This window comes from Arthrobacter sp. HY1533, assembly GCF_027568515.1.
GTDB lineage: Bacteria > Actinomycetota > Actinomycetes > Actinomycetales > Micrococcaceae > Specibacter.
In genome coordinates this window covers 55,373-71,149 of sequence record NZ_JANKZF010000001.1, presented here as the reverse complement: position 1 = coordinate 71,149, position 15,777 = coordinate 55,373, and the positions used below count along the sequence as shown (strand labels likewise).

13 protein-coding genes are annotated in these 15,777 nt (G+C 64.9%); all 13 read left to right on the top strand.

Features of this window, described 5'->3' with window-relative positions; genetic code table 11:
• The first annotated feature begins 75 nt into the window (after positions 1–75).
• The 13 genes from PCK14_RS00360 (at position 76) to PCK14_RS00300 (ending at position 15,759) form a co-directional block, all read left to right on the top strand.
• Positions 76–1,008, top strand: a complete 933-nt coding sequence (locus PCK14_RS00360) for a phosphate/phosphite/phosphonate ABC transporter substrate-binding protein (RefSeq protein WP_269936469.1) — start codon at positions 76–78, stop codon at positions 1,006–1,008.
• Between the two features lie 39 nt (positions 1,009–1,047).
• On the top strand, positions 1,048–1,974 hold the full coding sequence (gene phnC / locus PCK14_RS00355; RefSeq protein WP_269936468.1) for a phosphonate ABC transporter ATP-binding protein: 927 nt from the start codon (positions 1,048–1,050) through the stop codon (positions 1,972–1,974).
• On the top strand, positions 1,971–3,698 hold the full coding sequence (phnE, locus tag PCK14_RS00350; protein ID WP_269936467.1) for a phosphonate ABC transporter, permease protein PhnE: 1,728 nt from the start codon (positions 1,971–1,973) through the stop codon (positions 3,696–3,698). Before phnC ends, phnE begins: the two co-directional genes overlap by 4 nt.
• On the top strand, positions 3,695–4,885 hold the full coding sequence (locus PCK14_RS00345; RefSeq protein ID WP_269936466.1) for a zinc-binding dehydrogenase: 1,191 nt from the start codon (positions 3,695–3,697) through the stop codon (positions 4,883–4,885). The genes phnE and PCK14_RS00345 overlap by 4 nt, the downstream gene beginning before the upstream one ends.
• A 173-nt stretch (positions 4,886–5,058) precedes the next feature.
• Positions 5,059–5,604: a GNAT family N-acetyltransferase gene (locus PCK14_RS00340; protein ID WP_269936465.1), complete on the top strand. Its 546-nt coding sequence runs from the start codon at positions 5,059–5,061 to the stop codon at positions 5,602–5,604.
• Positions 5,601–6,026: a hypothetical protein gene (locus PCK14_RS00335; RefSeq protein ID WP_269936464.1), complete on the top strand. Its 426-nt coding sequence runs from the start codon at positions 5,601–5,603 to the stop codon at positions 6,024–6,026. The genes PCK14_RS00340 and PCK14_RS00335 overlap by 4 nt, the downstream gene beginning before the upstream one ends.
• Positions 6,027–6,263: 237 nt before the next feature.
• Positions 6,264–8,570 (top strand): outer membrane protein assembly factor BamB family protein, encoded by a 2,307-nt coding sequence (locus PCK14_RS00330; protein WP_269936463.1) that lies wholly within the window; start codon positions 6,264–6,266, stop codon positions 8,568–8,570.
• Between the two features lie 182 nt (positions 8,571–8,752).
• The gene (locus tag PCK14_RS00325; RefSeq protein WP_269936462.1) at positions 8,753–9,901 is read left to right on the top strand and encodes a substrate-binding domain-containing protein; all 1,149 of its coding nucleotides are present in this window, start codon (positions 8,753–8,755) and stop codon (positions 9,899–9,901) included.
• 148 nt (positions 9,902–10,049) lie between these two features.
• Entirely contained in the window at positions 10,050–11,363 is a 1,314-nt protein-coding gene (locus PCK14_RS00320; protein ID WP_269936461.1) for an ABC transporter substrate-binding protein, read from the top strand.
• A gap of 56 nt (positions 11,364–11,419) precedes the next feature.
• Positions 11,420–12,349, top strand: coding sequence for a carbohydrate ABC transporter permease (locus PCK14_RS00315; protein ID WP_269936460.1), 930 nt, complete (start codon positions 11,420–11,422; stop codon positions 12,347–12,349).
• Positions 12,346–13,260: a carbohydrate ABC transporter permease gene (locus PCK14_RS00310; protein WP_269936459.1), complete on the top strand. Its 915-nt coding sequence runs from the start codon at positions 12,346–12,348 to the stop codon at positions 13,258–13,260. The genes PCK14_RS00315 and PCK14_RS00310 overlap by 4 nt, the downstream gene beginning before the upstream one ends.
• Complete coding sequence (locus PCK14_RS00305) at positions 13,257–14,264, top strand: hydroxyacid dehydrogenase (RefSeq protein ID WP_269936458.1); 1,008 nt, start codon at positions 13,257–13,259, stop codon at positions 14,262–14,264. The genes PCK14_RS00310 and PCK14_RS00305 overlap by 4 nt, the downstream gene beginning before the upstream one ends.
• A gap of 64 nt (positions 14,265–14,328) precedes the next feature.
• Positions 14,329–15,759 (top strand): sulfatase family protein, encoded by a 1,431-nt coding sequence (locus PCK14_RS00300; RefSeq protein WP_269936457.1) that lies wholly within the window; start codon positions 14,329–14,331, stop codon positions 15,757–15,759.
• Positions 15,760–15,777 lie beyond the last annotated feature (18 nt).

The following is a 15,777-nucleotide window of genomic DNA, read 5'->3' as shown; positions in this document are numbered from 1 at the left end:
GCATTCTTGAGGCCGGTCCAGGGAAGATCCCTCCGGCATGCAGACCTTGCAGACCTTGAAAGGCTCCATCACCTCATGAAACTCTCACGCCGCTCTGTCTCCACAGCACTGTTGAGCATGGCGCTCCTCACCGGAACCCTGGCCGGATGCTCCGCCCCCGCGGACAACGCCACCTCCGATGTCAACGCAGGAGCTTCGGCCGGAAAGTTTGCCGTTGATGCAAACACCCTCGTCTTTGGTGTTGTCCCCGACTCGGTGGACACCGAGACCAACTACACCCCCCTGATGGACTACATCGCCAAGCAGACCGGCAAGAAGGTCCAGTACCACGAGTCCACCGACTACGCCGCACTGATTGAAGCCGCCAACGCCGGCAAGATCGACGTCGCTTCCTTCTCCGGATTCACCTACGTCACCGCCACCAAGCAGGGCGCCAAGCTGACACCCATCTCCTCCATCGTGACCAAGGCAGGCGAAGAGCCCGGCTACTTCTCCCAGGCCATCGTCCCCAAGGGCAGCAGTATCAAAAGCTACGCGGACATGAAGGGCAAGAAGATCTGCTTCGTTGACCCGTCCTCAACCTCCGGCTACCTCTTCCCGAGCTACAACCTGCTCAAGGCAGGCGTTGACCCCGCCAAGGACATCACCCCGGTCTTCGCCGGCAAGCACGATGTCAGCGTCCAGAAGACGGCTGAAGGTGCTGAGTGCGAGGCAGGCTTCGCCGAGGACAGCGAAGTTGCCAAGAGCGACAAGGTCCAGGTCATCGGCGAGACAAAGGTTCCCGGCGCACCCGTCGTCATGTCCTCCACGCTCCCGGCGGACCTGCAGACCAAGCTGACCGAAACCCTCAAGGACGTCACGATCGACCAGATCATCGCCGCCGGCATCAAGAACGCCGACTCCGAGGCCTTCCGCAGCGTCTTCCACGAGACCAAGCCCGTCACGGATGACTACTACGACACCATCCGCGACATCTGCAAGACCACCAACGCCAAGCAGTGCCAGTAATAGCCACCACCGCAATTCCTGGACATAAGGAGTAACACCATGGGACACACCCAAAGCATGCCTTCACCTGCCACTGCCGGCATTGAACGCGACAGGACAGTAGAAGTAGCCAACATCGTCAAGCGCTTCGGTGACAACCCGGCACTCGACGGCGTCAGCTTCGAGGCAGGCCGCGGGGAACTCGTGGTGTTGCTCGGCCGCTCGGGCTCCGGCAAGTCAACCCTCCTGCGGCACCTGAACGGCCTGGAAGTTCCCACTTCCGGCGCCGTCCAGGTGCTGGGGGAGGACCTTGCCGCCCTGAACGGTGCATCACTTCGCCGCCTGCGCAGCCGCGTTGGCTTCATCTTCCAGCAGTTTGAACTGGTGCCCTCACTGACGGTGCTGGAAAATGTGCTGACCGGCTCGCTCGCGGCGGTCCGCGGACCCCGCCTGGGCCTCTTTGGCTACGGCAAGGCCCGCCGCCTGCGCGCCCTCGAACATCTTGAAACCGTGGGCCTGCTCCAGCTGGCCTACCAGCGAGCCGACACCCTGTCCGGCGGCCAGCAGCAGCGTGTGGCCATTGCCCGCGCCCTCATGCAGGAACCGGAAATCCTCCTCGCCGACGAACCCGTAGCCTCCCTGGACCCCGAGTCCAGCGACCAGGTCATGAACCTCATCCGCGACATTGCCCGCGACAAGGGACTCACCGTGGTGTGCAGCCTCCACCAGGTGGACCTGGCCCTGTCCTGGGCGGACCGCATCGTGGGCCTGCGCCACGGCAAGGTGGTCCTGAACACCTTGACCGAAAACATGACCCGCGAGGAAGCCATGGGCATCTACGGCCAGGTTGAGCCCACCAGCATCACGAGCGAGTTCCAGGCCATCGCCGAGGAACTCGACACCCCCGGACACCGCGAACGGATTGCCCGCGACCTCGCCGCCGCCCAGGAAAAGGCAGCAGCCGGGACGGGGCCCACAACACCATGAGCTCCGCAGCACTGACCCCGGGCACACGTGCCTCCAAAAACAGCATTGAGGCCCGCGCCCCCAAACGCAAGGCTTCCCCCGAGCGCATCAGCGCCACCATCACGCTCGTCGTCCTGTTCCTCCTGGCCATCCAGGCCCTGCAGGGCATCGGCATCTCGCCCACGGCCATGCTCGAAAGCATGGACAACGCCGAACGCTTCTTTGCCCGCGTTGGCGGCGTGACCTTTGCGCCGTTGGGCGATCTGATTCACCTGACAGCCCTCACGGTGGGCCTGGTGCTGTGCGGCACGCTCCTGGCTGCCGCCATCTCTGTGCCGGTCGCGATCATCTCCGCCTCCAACACCACCCCCGGCCCGGCCTGGCGCATGGCAGGGCGCTTCGTCGGCGTGCTCACCCGAGCCATCCCCGACGTGGTCCTGGCCATGGTCTTTGTCCTCATGTTCTCCCTGGGCGCCCTGCCGGGCATCCTGGCCATCGGCATCCACTCCATCGGCATGATCTCCAAGATGTTCGCCGACGCCATTGAGCAGGTCGACGAGGGCCCGCGCCTGGCCATCCGCGCCGCCGGCGGCACAAAGACCCAGGAATTCGTTTCAGGCATCCTGCCGCAGGTGCTGCCCTCCTGGGTGGCCACCGTGCTGCACCGCAACGACATCAACCTGCGCGGCTCCGTCATCCTCGGCTACGTGGGCATCATTGGCCTGGGCCGCGAAATGTCCTACGCGTTCAAGGCCATGGACTACTCTCTGGGCATGGGCTACGCCATCGTCATCTTCGCCCTGTGCGTGCTGATGGAAATCGTGTCCAGCGCCGTCCGCTCCGCCATGCTGGGCCACGCACCCACAGGCCGCGGCATCGGCGACGGTCTGGTCCGCCGCTTTGGCAAGAAGACGGCGCAGGCCACCTTGGCCGACGTCGTCCGCTTCGCCAACCCCCAGGCGGCCATGCACCGTCCCTGGAACCACGCACGACGCCGCAATGCGGTTTGGGGGGCCGCGGCGGTCCTGGTGGTGGTGGGCAGCGTGTTTGTCAGCGAGATCCAGTGGCGCGACTTCCTCACCGTGTGGGGCAAGATTCCCGCCGTGGCCGTGCAGTTCTGGCCGCCGAGCTTCGGCAACTACGACTACGCCACCATGCTGGAGGCCATGTGGAAAACCGTGGCCATTGCGCTGGCTGCGACGCTGCTGACGCTTGTGGCCTCGGTGGTCATCGGTTCCCTTGCAGCCAGGAATGTTGCCCCCAACGGGCTGGTCCGCAGCTCATCGCGCCTGGTCCTGGTCATCATCCGCGGCATTCCGGAGATCATCCTGGCCATCGTGCTGATCGTCATCACGGGCCTGGGCGGGCAGGCAGGAACCCTGGCCCTGGCCATCTGCGGCGTCGGACTTCTCGGCAAGCTCATTGCCGACTCCTTTGAAGAGGTGAACCCTGGCCCGGAGCGTGCGCTCTCTGCCACGGGAGCCACCCGCCTGCAGGTCTTCTTCGGGGCGACGTTCCCGCAGGGCGTGCGGTCGCTGATCGGCCACACGTTCTATATGCTCGACACCAACATCCGTGCCGCAACCATCCTGGGCATTGTGGGCGGCGGCGGCATCGGCTACTACCTGCTCAACGCCGGGCAGGGCTCCAAGTACGGCGTGGTCACTGCCATTGTCTTGATGATCCTGGTGACTGTCCTGGTGGTTGAGGGCCTGGCCATGTGGATGCGGAAGGTGTTCAAGTGAGTGCATCACCAGTTGTCCAGGAATCGCCGGCCCCGGTGGTCGAGCCGGCCCCAGTAGTCGAGCCTGGGCCCACCGCCCGCATCACACTCTCACCGCCGCCCACGGCCATGGCCTGGATGAAGGTTGGCGTCCCGCACGAGCTCATGGCCGTGCCGGAGGTCTGCCTCGCACCCGGGGATGCACTCGTGGAGATTGAGTTCGCCACGGTGTGCGGCTCGGACCTCCACACGGTTTCTGGCCGCCGCTCGGCCCCCGTGCCGCTGGTGCTGGGGCATGAGCAGGTGGGACGCGTGGCTGCCCTGGGCGCCGGCGCCGTCCGGGCCGACGGCACGCCCCTGCGCCTGGGCGAGAGGGTCATCTGGTCCATCATGGTTTCCTGTGCGGAGTGCGACCGCTGCCTCAGCGGCCTGCCGCAGAAGTGCCGAACGCTGGCCAAGTACGGACACGAACAGGTCCGCCACGGCTGGGAGCTCAGCGGCGGATTCGCCACCCACACGCACCTGCGGGCCGGCACGGCGATTGTTCCCGTGGCCGAATCCATGCCGCGCGAGATTGCCGCTCCGCTGTCCTGTGCATCCGCGACGGCCATGGCCGCGGTGGATGCTGCGGCTGCGGTCACGGAACTGGACGGCGCCACCGTGCTGGTGACAGGCGCCGGCCTGGTGGGCCTGACGGCGGCGGCCATTGCCACAGACCGCGGGGCCCGGGTCATCGTCTCGGACCCCGACCCGCTGCGACGGGCCACGGCGCTGCGCTTCGGTGCCGTGGCAACGGTTGATCCGCTGCTTCCGCCCGGTTCACCCACGGCGTTTGCTGCAGTGCTTTCATCGCTGGGCCTGGACGACGGCCTTGACGTGGCCATCGAGGCCTCCGGTTCGGCCCCGGCCGTGGCGCAGGCCATTGCCTGCCTGGACATTGGGGGAGTGGCGGTGCTGGTGGGCAGCGTCCACCCCGTGGGCCGGGTGCCCATGGATCCCGAGGCCATGGTCCGAGGGCTCAAGACCGTCCGCGGCGTCCACAACTACACGCCGCGCCACCTGGCTGACGCTGTGGAGTACTTGGAGAAGCGCCACTGCGCGTATCCCTTTGCGATGCTGGTGGGCACCACGTTCCCGCTGTCCGAGCTGGACGAGGCCATCACGGAGGCGGCAACGGGAGGCCATGTCCGGGTGGGCATCGTCCCGTAGACCATCACATCTTCGTGAACACGCAGTAGCTGCCCCCAAACCTGAGTTTGGGGGCAGCTACTGCGTGTTCACGGCGGTGAGTTCCTTGACGCCACGGTGCTGCCACCATCTAATGGACTGATGGGAAGGCAGACGCTAGGGGCCAGGGGCGGACACGCGGAACCGGGTGCACCATGACCATCACCGTCCACCCGGCCACGCCGGATCGATGGGATGATGTGGCCAAGGTGTTCGGAACCCGCGGCAATCCGTCATGGTGCGCCTGCCAGTACTTCATCGATACCCAGGGGAACCGCGGGAAGGAAGCCAACAGGGAATCCCTCCGCGGGCAGGTGGATTCATTGAATCCGGTACCCGGGCTGCTCGCCTACAAGGATGACGAGCCGGTGGGATGGATCCAGGTTGGCCCCAGCTCTCGATTCCCCAGGTTCAAGCCCACCGGCCACGTACCCGAGGACGCCATTTGGGCGGTCACTTGTTTTGTTGTGCGTGTGGGCCACCGCGGCACAGGAGTCGCCACGGCACTCCTGCACGGAGCCGTGGAGCACGCCCGGGACCATGGTGCCGGCGTGCTCCGGGCCCGCCCCTCGGACACTGCCATGGCCAAAAAGAGCAACGCGGACCTTTTCACCGGCATCCTGAGCACCTTCGTCTCCGCTGGATTCACCGAGGTCAACCGCAACCGCAGCCTGGTCCTTGTGGAATTGACGCTGCCGTGACCGTCCCGGGCCCTTCGGCAATCCAACGTCGCGGCTGGGCCGGAGCAATCCTCTGGTCACTGCTGGTTGTCCTGTCGATCGTGCTGATGGTCAGGGGCCTCTCCATATCAACGCTCATCCTGTTTGGCCCGGACCCCGTGTTCGATGAAGAAACACGCGTTGGGAACTTGCACATCCTGGGCGGAGCCGCGGCCTCGCTGGCAGCGGCACTCTTGTCATGGCGGCGGGGCCACCCGCATTGGGTGACGGTGTGCGTCGCTGCCCCGGCATTGCTCGTCGGCGGGGTGGCCGTGCTGATGCCGCAGGGCCTGGCCCGCCACCTCGCCGCCCTTGCGGCCCTGCCAGCAGCAATTGCGGGTATCACCGGCGGCCTCGTGGACCGCGGCTACAGGCGCGTTCGCCTGCAGCACCCTGCTGCCTGAGTCGGGCATGGCCACGCCGCCCAAAAGAACAGTCATGTGTTCATTTGCTGTTCAGTTGATCGCATTTGCTGGACAGCCCAAGGGTGACCTGGGCCATACTTCTGGAGAACGCTTTCCCTGGTGACAGGGCATTCAACCGGGCACCGCAAGCGGGGGAGCCTCGCGGCACGGGACGCTGGATCGAACAGCACGTGAATGGCGTTGGGCAGCAACAGGCCTCCAAGCAAAGGAAATTCAATGCAGAATTCATACTTGTCCCGCCGCACCGTCATCAAGGCCGGCGGCACAGCCGGCCTGGCGGCAATTCTGGCCGCCAGTGGCGCCGGCCATGCCTCCGCAGCCACGTTCGCACCACTCGGAAGCAGCCCCGCGCAGGACGGGCCGAAGGTTTTTGACCTCGGGCCGGCCATTGTCCAGTTCTCCCTGATGAGTGGTCAGTTGGTTGGCAACACGCTCTACATTGGCTCACGCAACGTTGAGCCGGCACGCATTGTTGCCCTGGATGTTGCAACCGGCCTTGTGGTGGCACAAACGGAACTTGCCACGGGCCATTCCGTTCAAACGCTCACGGCTGATGCCGAGGGCCGTACGCTCTACGCAGGCATGCTGCAAAAGAGTTCCGGGCCCCAGGCGAATGTGTACAGCTGGGACTTGAGGGATCTGGGCAAGCCAGCGACTGGGTTCGGCACCATTGGGGACCGCGATGTGCGCGACATCAGCGTTGCCCCGGACGGCACCGTTTTTGCCGTGGGCGGGGGTTCGGCCTCTGCACCGGCCCTGTGGGAATTCGATGCGGCGGCGGGCAAATTTGTCAGCCGCGGCATCCCGGAACCCGGCGCAACGCTGGCCCGTGCAGTGGCTGCCACCAATGACACCGTCTTCTTTGGGGCCGGCAGTACCCTCAACGGCGGTGGTAATGCAAGCCGTGCCTGCCTCTTCGCCTACAACCGGGCCACCGGGCAGTTCACCCGGGTGACGCCGCGGGAACTGGAAACGGATCCCAGCATCCGTGAACTGGCCATCTTCGGAAACCAACTCATCGTGGGAACGGCGGCTTCCACCGAACAGTCCAAGATGGCAGCCCTTGAATTGGATAACGTGTCCTCTTACCGGGTTGCCACCTCCGTCGGCATCACAGCCAAGGCCTTCGCCCGCATCGGTGACGTAGTCTACTTCGCCAACGAGATTGGCCTGCTCCAGTACAACCTGACCACCAACGCCGTCACCCCGGTGTCCTTCAAAGGGCCGGAACTGGGCGAGATTTGGGGCGTGGACGCCTTGGACGGGAAAGTCATTGTCACCTCGGCCTACGGCTTTGTCGCGGCCATTGACCCCCTGGCCGGCAGCTGCACCGTCACCGACCTTGCCGCGGCCGGCGCTCCCGTCCAGGCACAGACCGCAATGGGCATGGCCGCCGGAGGCGGCTACGTCTACGTGGGCGGCAACGGCTCCATTGCCCGGCATTCGATGACGGGTGAGCCGGTCACCTACCTGCGCGCACCCGGCGAGGCCAAGGACGCCATCATGGTCGGCAACACCTTGTACGCGGGGATGTACAGCGGCCAGGGCATCTGGAAATACAACCCCGACGACGGCTTGCCGATCACCCAGGCAGCAGCTTTTCCCAAGGCCCAGAACCGGCCGCTTGACGTAACCTGGGACTCCACGAACGGACTTGTCCTGGTCGGCGCACAATCGGACACCGAGGCCGGCGGTTCGCTGTGGTCCCATGATCCGGCGACGGGCGCCTCAAGGCACTTCATCAACCCCATCGACAACACCCAGTTGCTGCGGGCCGTGGTGGCCCAGGACGGTGTGGCCTACCTGGGCGGCGGAGGGCCGCAGATTCCCGACGGCGGCACCATCGTTGCGTTCGACCCGCTCGCAGGAACCGAGCTATGGCGCATTGCCCCTCAGGACTCCGGCACGGCGGCCCTGGCCATTCAGGGACACAATCTGTACGCGCTCTCCCGCAAGGGCACCATCACCGTCATTGATGTGCGCACCCGGCTACCCATCCACCAGGCCAGCATCAAGAACCTGTCCTACGGCTTCGGTGCCATGGTCACCAACAACGGCGTGGTCTACGGCGTCTCCGACACGAACGTGTTCCGCTTTGACCCCTTCAACTTTGCCGTGGAAACCGTCCTGGCCGACACAAAGGGCGGCTGGTATAGCGGCTCGCACCTCACCAACGACGAGGCCGGCAACATCTACTCCCTGCGCGGGCGCAACTTGGTCCGCATCGAGGTGCCCGGCCGCCCGGCCGTGGCCGTTGAGGTCACAGCTCGCCCCGTGGGAAGGAACACCCAGATACAGGTGGAGGTCAGCAACACCGAAGCCGTCCCTGTCGATGTTGACCTGACAACCGCCTTTGGCAGCAGGAAGTTCACGGGCATCGAACCCGGCACCAGCGCATTTCACCGCTTCACGGTGCACTCCGCTGCGCTGCCCGCAGGGGAAGTCACCGTACGTGCCAATGCAGTCATGGCAGGCGAGGCAGTGTCGAGCACGAAGGTGGTGGGCTACACCGCCAGTGTCTGACCCCGCGCCAGATGCCGCGTCGTGTGCCCTCCGAAGGAAGGCACACGACGCGGCTTTGTGCGGTTTTCCGCCAACCCCCCCGGGGGGCGTGGTTTCCCGAACATCCTTGACTTCCTGCCGCCAGTCCGCTGTAGTTCATAGTGAACAACTGCACACAAACAAACAACTAGGGGACTGGCCGCATGTTGACCGATGACCGCCGTGCGCTGATCCTGCGCGAACTGCACCGCAAGGGCTCTTTCAGTGTTGCGGATTTTGCCGCACACCTCGGAGTGTCCGGCATGACCGTGCGGCGGGACCTGGCCGCACTGGAAGCCGAAAACCTGCTCCAGCGCGTCCACGGCGGGGCCATCCCCGTTCAAGTTGCCGCGCCCGCGGGACGGCAGCACGCCGGCGCCGGAACGGGTCTTCGCCGCATGCCCGGCGCAGCCCCGCATGCCCCGCAAGGTGCCCGTGGCGGCCGAATGGCAGTGCCGACCATCGGCCTGGTCATGCCGAATGCCAGGTACTACTTTGCAACAGTGGTCAGGGGTGCCGAAGCCGCGGCACGGGACATGGGGGCCCGCCTGGTCCTGGCCGTTTCCAACTACTCGCAACTGGAGGAGGAGAGGCAGATTGAGCGGCTGCTGGCCAACAAGGTGGACGGGCTCATTGTGACCTTCAGTGCCGAATCCCTGGCCAATTCACGCACCCTGGAACTGCTGGCATCGGCAGACATTCCCATAGTTGTTGCCGAACGTCCCATCGACGATGTCCGCGATGACCTTCTGCTGGAATCAGTGCGCAGCGACCACGTGCGCGGGGCCGAAGTTGCCGTCAACCACCTGATTGGCCTGGGGCACACCAGGATTGCACTCTGCACGCGGCGGAACAGCCCCACGACGGCGGGAGTGCGCAGCGGGTACCGCCGGGCCCTGGAACGTGCCGGGCTGCCCTGGAACCCTGGCGATGAGCATTCCTTCGGGAGCAAACAGGAGGAGCCCGAATCCCTTCGCGCGGAATTGGAGGAGGCGCTTGAGAAGATCATGGCGGGGGAGTTGACTGCGGTGCTGCTGCTGAACGACCAGGACGCACTCACCTTCGTGGACAGCTGCCAGTCCCGTGGGATCAGCATCCCGGAGGACCTTGCCATCGTGGCCTACGACGACGAGGTGGCCTCCATGGGCGCCGTGCCCCTGACCGCCATTGCGCCACCCAAGTTCGACGTCGGCTACCAGGCCCTGCAGATGTGCCTGGACCGCCTTGACTCTCCGGCAGGAAAGCCCACCGCCCTGCGCCAGGTCAGCCTGTCGCCTGCACTTGTGGTGAGGGAATCCTCCGGGCATCCCTAGGCCGCCCAGCCGGCAGTGTTATCCCTTGATGTTCAGTTGTGTTTACTTCGCTGACATTGTTCATGTTTGAGTGTTTCATGGACATAGCTCATGTGGCACAGCGCACATGACCATCACACTTCGTTTTGGAATTCAAGGGAGAACACTCATGAAGCGTCGTCAATTCATCCTCGGGGCTGCAGGCCTGTTCGGCACCGGCCTGCTCGTGACCGCCTGCGGCACCACCGAGAAGCCCGCGGCCGCCAACAAGCCCACCACGGAACCCAAGGGTGAAATCACCTTCTGGTCCTCCCTGGCCGGCCTGGACAAGGTCACCGAGGCATTCAACGCCAGCCAGAGCAACATCAAGGTCACGTTCGAGACCATCCCCAACGGCGTCAACGGCGGCTACGCCAAGCTGGCCACGGCCATCACCGCCGGCGACGGCCCGGACGTTTCCACCGTCGAATACCCGCAGCTGCCCCAGTTTGTCAGCGACGGCCACCTGCTTCCCCTCAACGATTTGATTGACACGGCCGCCACGGTGGACAAGCTGTCCGAGCAGATCCGCGGCCAGGTGCAGTTCGGCGACAGCATCTACGGCCTGCCCTACGATGCGGCACCGCAGATCCTCTGGTTGCGCAAGGACCTCCTGGAGGAAGCCGGCGCTGCAGTTCCCACCACCTGGGCCGAGTTTGAGGAGGCGGGCAAGAAGCTCAAGGCCGTCAACCCCGAGCGCTACCTCGCCAGCTTCAACCCCAACGAGGTTCCCATCACCGCCGCCCTCGCCTGGCAGGGCGGCGGCAAGTGGTTCACCACCGAAGGTGATCAGTGGAAGATCGGCATCAACGACCAGCCCACCATGAAGGTCGCCGACTTTTGGCAGAAGATGATCGACGCGAAGATCGTCAAGGTCCAGCAGGCCGCCAGCGACGAGTGGGGCATGGACCTGGCCCAGGGCAATGTGGCCGGCGTCCTCGGCGCCAGCTGGAGCGCCCGCAGCCTGCAGAAGCGTGTGGAGAACGCCAACCAGAAGGGTGCCTGGATTGCCGCCGAAATGCCCACCTGGGGCGAGCCGGCAGGTGCCTTCTACGGCGGCTCCAGCTTCAACGTGACCAAGGGCAGCAAGAACCCGGCGGCCGCGGCAAAGTTCATCACCTTCCTGACCACCGACCCCAAGGCCATTGAGGCCCGCGGCAACGGCGGCTCGGCTGTCATCGCCTACCCCGGCCTGACCGCCGTGGCACAGAAGGCCTTCGATTCCAGCTTCTTCGGCAACGACATCTACGCGGTTTTCGATGCCGCGTACAAGACCATCACCCCGGGCTGGCAGTGGGGCCCCAACTGGGAAATCACCAAGGCCGCCATTGGCGACGCCTACGGCAAGCTCGGCACCGGCGGCACAGTGGGCGGGGCCATCACTGCAGCGCAGAAGGCCACCGTCGAGGGCCTGAAGCAGACCGGCCTTTCCGTCACCGAGTAGCACTTCGGCCGGCTGCACCGCGGCTGCGGGGCAGCCGGCCACACTAGGAGAACACCATGGCCATACAGGCACCAGCAGCACCTGTGCGCAGAAAGCGCACAGCCACGGGCAACAGCGGGCGTACCGCCGCACTGTTCCTGACCCCCTTCTTTGCCCTCTTTGCCGTGGCCATGGTGGCCCCGGTTATCTACTCCATCTGGCTGAGCTTCTTCAGCGAGCGGAAGTCCGGGCTCGGCTTCGGCAATCCCGTGACCACCTTCGTCGGCATGGAAAACTACGTCCAGGTCCTCCAGTCTGAGACGTTCCTCAGCGGCCTTTTGCGCCTGGTCGGATACTGCGCCATGTACATCCCGGCCATGGTGGGCGGCGCCGTTGTCTTCGCCCTGCTCCTGGACGCAGGAGTGGCCCGCGCCCGCAAAATGTTTCAGCTCCTGGTCTTCCTGCCGCACGCCGTGCCCGGCGTCATTGCGGCGCTCATCTGGGCCTACCTGTACACCCCTGGCATCAGCCCGCTCGTGCAGGCCCTGGAAAGCGGTGGCATCCAGATCGGCTTCCTCGATGCGCACATGGTCCTGCCCTCGATCGTGAACATCGCCGTCTGGGAGTGGACCGGCTACAACGTCATCATCCTCTTCACGGCACTTCAGGCCGTGCCCCGGGAAATCATTGAAGCCGCCCGTGTTGACGGCGCCAGCGAAATGCGGCTCTCGCTGGCCATCAAGTTCCCGTTGGTGTTCCCGGCCCTGGGCGTCATCATGCTCTTCACCATGATCGGCACACTGCAGCTTTTCGCCGAACCCATGATCCTGTCCAAGGCCACATCCTCCATCACGAGCACCTGGGTGCCCAACATGTGGGCCTACGACGCCGCCTTCAACCGGCACAACCTGAACCAGGCCGCCGCGGCATCCATCATCATTGCGCTGCTGGCGGCCATTCTCTCCTTCGTCGTCACACGCTTCAGCAACAAGGCGGACAAATCATGAGCACCCAAACCCTGACCCGTCCGGAACGGACCCGCCGGCAGGCCGCACCCCAGCAGCAGAAGCGGTCCAGGCGCGAGGACGGCTTCGCCAGCAAGTTCACCGTCAACGGACTCCTGGTCCTGGGCTGCGCCTACATGGTCATTCCCGTGCTGTGGCTGGTTTTTGCCTCCACCAAGGACACCGCCGACCTCTACGGCACCAGCGCCTTCTCCTTCGGCAAGTTCGCCCTGTTCGAGAACATCGGCAACGTGGCCGCCCAGGACGGCGGCGTCTTCTTCCGCTGGATGGCCAACTCCATCATCTACGCCGGCGCCGGCGCGGTCCTCGGCGGCCTCATCGCCGTCATGGCAGGCTACGCATTCGACAAGTTCAACTTCCGCTGGAAGGAATCCTTCTTCGGCATCGTCCTGGTGGGCGTCCTGGTGCCCAACACCGCCACGGTGCTGCCCATGTACCTGCTGGCCTCACAGGTGGGCCTGACCAACACCATGTGGGCGGTCCTGATTCCGGTGCTGTGCAACCCCTTCGGCGTCTACCTTGCCCGGGTCTACGCCTCCGGCTACATCCCCATGGAAACACTCGAGGCGGCCCGCGTCGACGGTGCCGGACCCATCCGCTCCTTCTTCTCCATTGGCCTGCCCATGATGATGCCCGGCTTCGTCACGATTGGCCTGTTCCAGTTCGTGGGCGTGTGGAACAACTTCATGCTGCCGCTGGTCATGCTGCAAAACCAGCAGCTGCTGCCCGTCAGTGTGGGCATCTCCATCTGGCAGGGCCACTCGGTGGCCTTCCCGGACTTCGCACCGCTGGTCATCACCGGATCCTTCCTCTCCATCATCCCGCTGCTCATTGCCTTCATCATGCTGCAGCGCTTCTGGAAGTCCGGGCTCACGGCAGGAAGCGTCAAGTGAACGCCCTGAAGGTGGCCCTGGCCATGCCCCAGGACGTGGCGCACAGGATCTTCCCGCCGCACGTACTGGACGCCCTGGAGTCCGGTGCCACCCTGCTCAGCCGCGAACCCATGGCCGAGTTCTCCAGTGACCGTTCGCTTGCCCTGCTGGCCCAGGCCGATGCACTCATCACCGGCTGGGGCTGTCCCATGATCGACGGCGCAGTGCTCAACTCGGCGCCTGGGCTCCGCTACATCCTCCACTCGGCCGGAACAGTCAAGAACCACATGGACGGCTCCGCCTGGGCCCGCGGCATCCAGGTCAGCACGGCCGCCGACGCCAACTCCATTCCCGTCGCCGAGTACACAGTGGCCATGGTGCTGCTGGCCAACAAGCGGGTGCTGCAAGTTGCCCGGAGCGTCCACAGGCTCCGGGACATGATCCATGCCGAGTCGCAGTTCCCGGAGCTGGGCAACTACAACAAGCGGGTTGGCATCATTGGCGCGTCCAAGATTGGCCGCCACGTCATCCGCCTGATGCAGTCCTACGAGCTGGAACTCGTGGTGGCCGACCCGTTCCTCTCCGACGCCGAGGCCAAGGCCCTGGGCGTGGCAAAGGTGACGCTTGAGGAACTGGCCGCAACCTCGGACGTGGTGAGCCTGCATGCACCCTCGCTGCCATCCACCCGGAACTTGGTGAACGCTGAGCTGATCGCCTCCTTCAAGTCCGGCGCCACGTTCATCAACACGGCCCGCGGGGAACTCGTGGACCAGGACGCGTTGCTGGCCCGGATCCAGGCGGGCACGCTGTTTGCCGTGCTCGATGTGACCACTCCGTGGGATTTGCCGGCAGATTCGGGACTTTTCGACCACCCCAACGTGCTGTTGACCCCTCACATGGCAGGATCACTCGGGACGGAGCTTGAACGCATGGCCATGAGCACCGTGGCCGAGGTACACCGCCTGTCCCGCGGCGAGGATCTTGCGTTCCGGCTCCCCGCAGAGGAACTCGAGCTCACCGCCTAGGGCTAGTGCCGCCGTCGTCCATCATTGCCGCCCTGCCCCGGACCCAATCAGAAAGCCAGCCACCTTGACCTCACAGACCCGCCAACGTCCCAACATCGTGCTGATCCTCACCGACGACCACGCGGCACACGCCGTGGGGGCGTACGGCTCGCTGGTCAACACGACGCCGCGGATCGATGAAATTGCCCAGAACGGCTGGGTGCTGGCAAACTGCTTCGCCACCAATGCGCTGTGCTCGCCCAGCCGGGCATCGATCCTGACCGGCACCTACAGCCACGTCAACGGCGTGACCACGCTGAGCACGCACATGGATGCGGGGCAACCCACGTTCATTTCGCTGCTCAAGGACGCCGGGTACCGCACCGCCGTGGTGGGCAAGTGGCATTTGGGGGAGGGGCCCGAACACGATCCCCGGGGCTTCGACTACTGGGACGTGCTCATTGACCAGGGCGAATACTTTGACCCGACGTTCCTGTCTGTGCAGGGGCGGCGGACAGAGAAGGGCTATGCTACGGACATCATCACGGACTTGGCGTTGCGCTGGGCCGAGGGGCTGGAGGGGGAGGAGCCTTGGGTCATCCTGATCAACCACAAGGCCCCGCACCGGCCGTGGCAGCCGGATGAAAAGCACGCGGGCATGTACAAGGACCCGATTCCTGTGCCGCGGACGTTTACGGACGACCTCGCAACGCGTTCGGCGGCCACCCACCGGGCCACCATGGGTGTGGCCGATTTCATGAACATGGACGACCTGAAGGAGCTGCCGCCCGAGGGGCTCAGCTACGAGGAGCTTGCCGTCTGGAAGTACCAGCGCTACATGGAGGACTACCTGGCGTGCGTGGCCTCGGTGGATGACAATGTGGGCCGCGTGAGCGACTGGCTGCGGGAAAGGGGCCAGTACGACGACACGCTGCTCATGTACACCTCGGACCAGGGTTTTTTCCTGGGCGACCACGGTTGGTTCGACAAGCGGTTCATGTACGAGGAGGCTCTGCGCATGCCGTTCGTGCTCAGCTACCCGGCCGCCCTGGCACCCGGAAAGACGTTCCACGGCATCACCACCAACGTTGACCTGGCCCAGATGATCCTGGATGCGGCCAACGTCCCGCACCACGAACGCATGCAGGGGCGCAGCATCTGGCCGGACCTGCGGGAACGGCCCGAGGCCGAGCCGGTGGAAGGCATGTACTACCGCTATTTTGAGAACGACGACGCCGCGCACCGTGCGCCCGCGCATTACGGTTACCGCACCGAGCGCTACAAGATCATTTACTTCTACAACGATGGCCTGGGACTGCCCGGCACCAGCGGGGCAGTGTTCCACCCCGAATGGGAAATGTACGACCTCCTGGCGGACCCCGACGAGATCAACAACGTCCACCACGACCCCGCCTACGCGGAGGTCCGGGCGGACATGGAACGCAAGCTTTGGCTGCGCCAGCACGAGGTGGGCGACGAGCCGCACCACAGCCAGGCCAAGCCCGCCGGCCTCTAGCATTTCACTTTTCCAAAC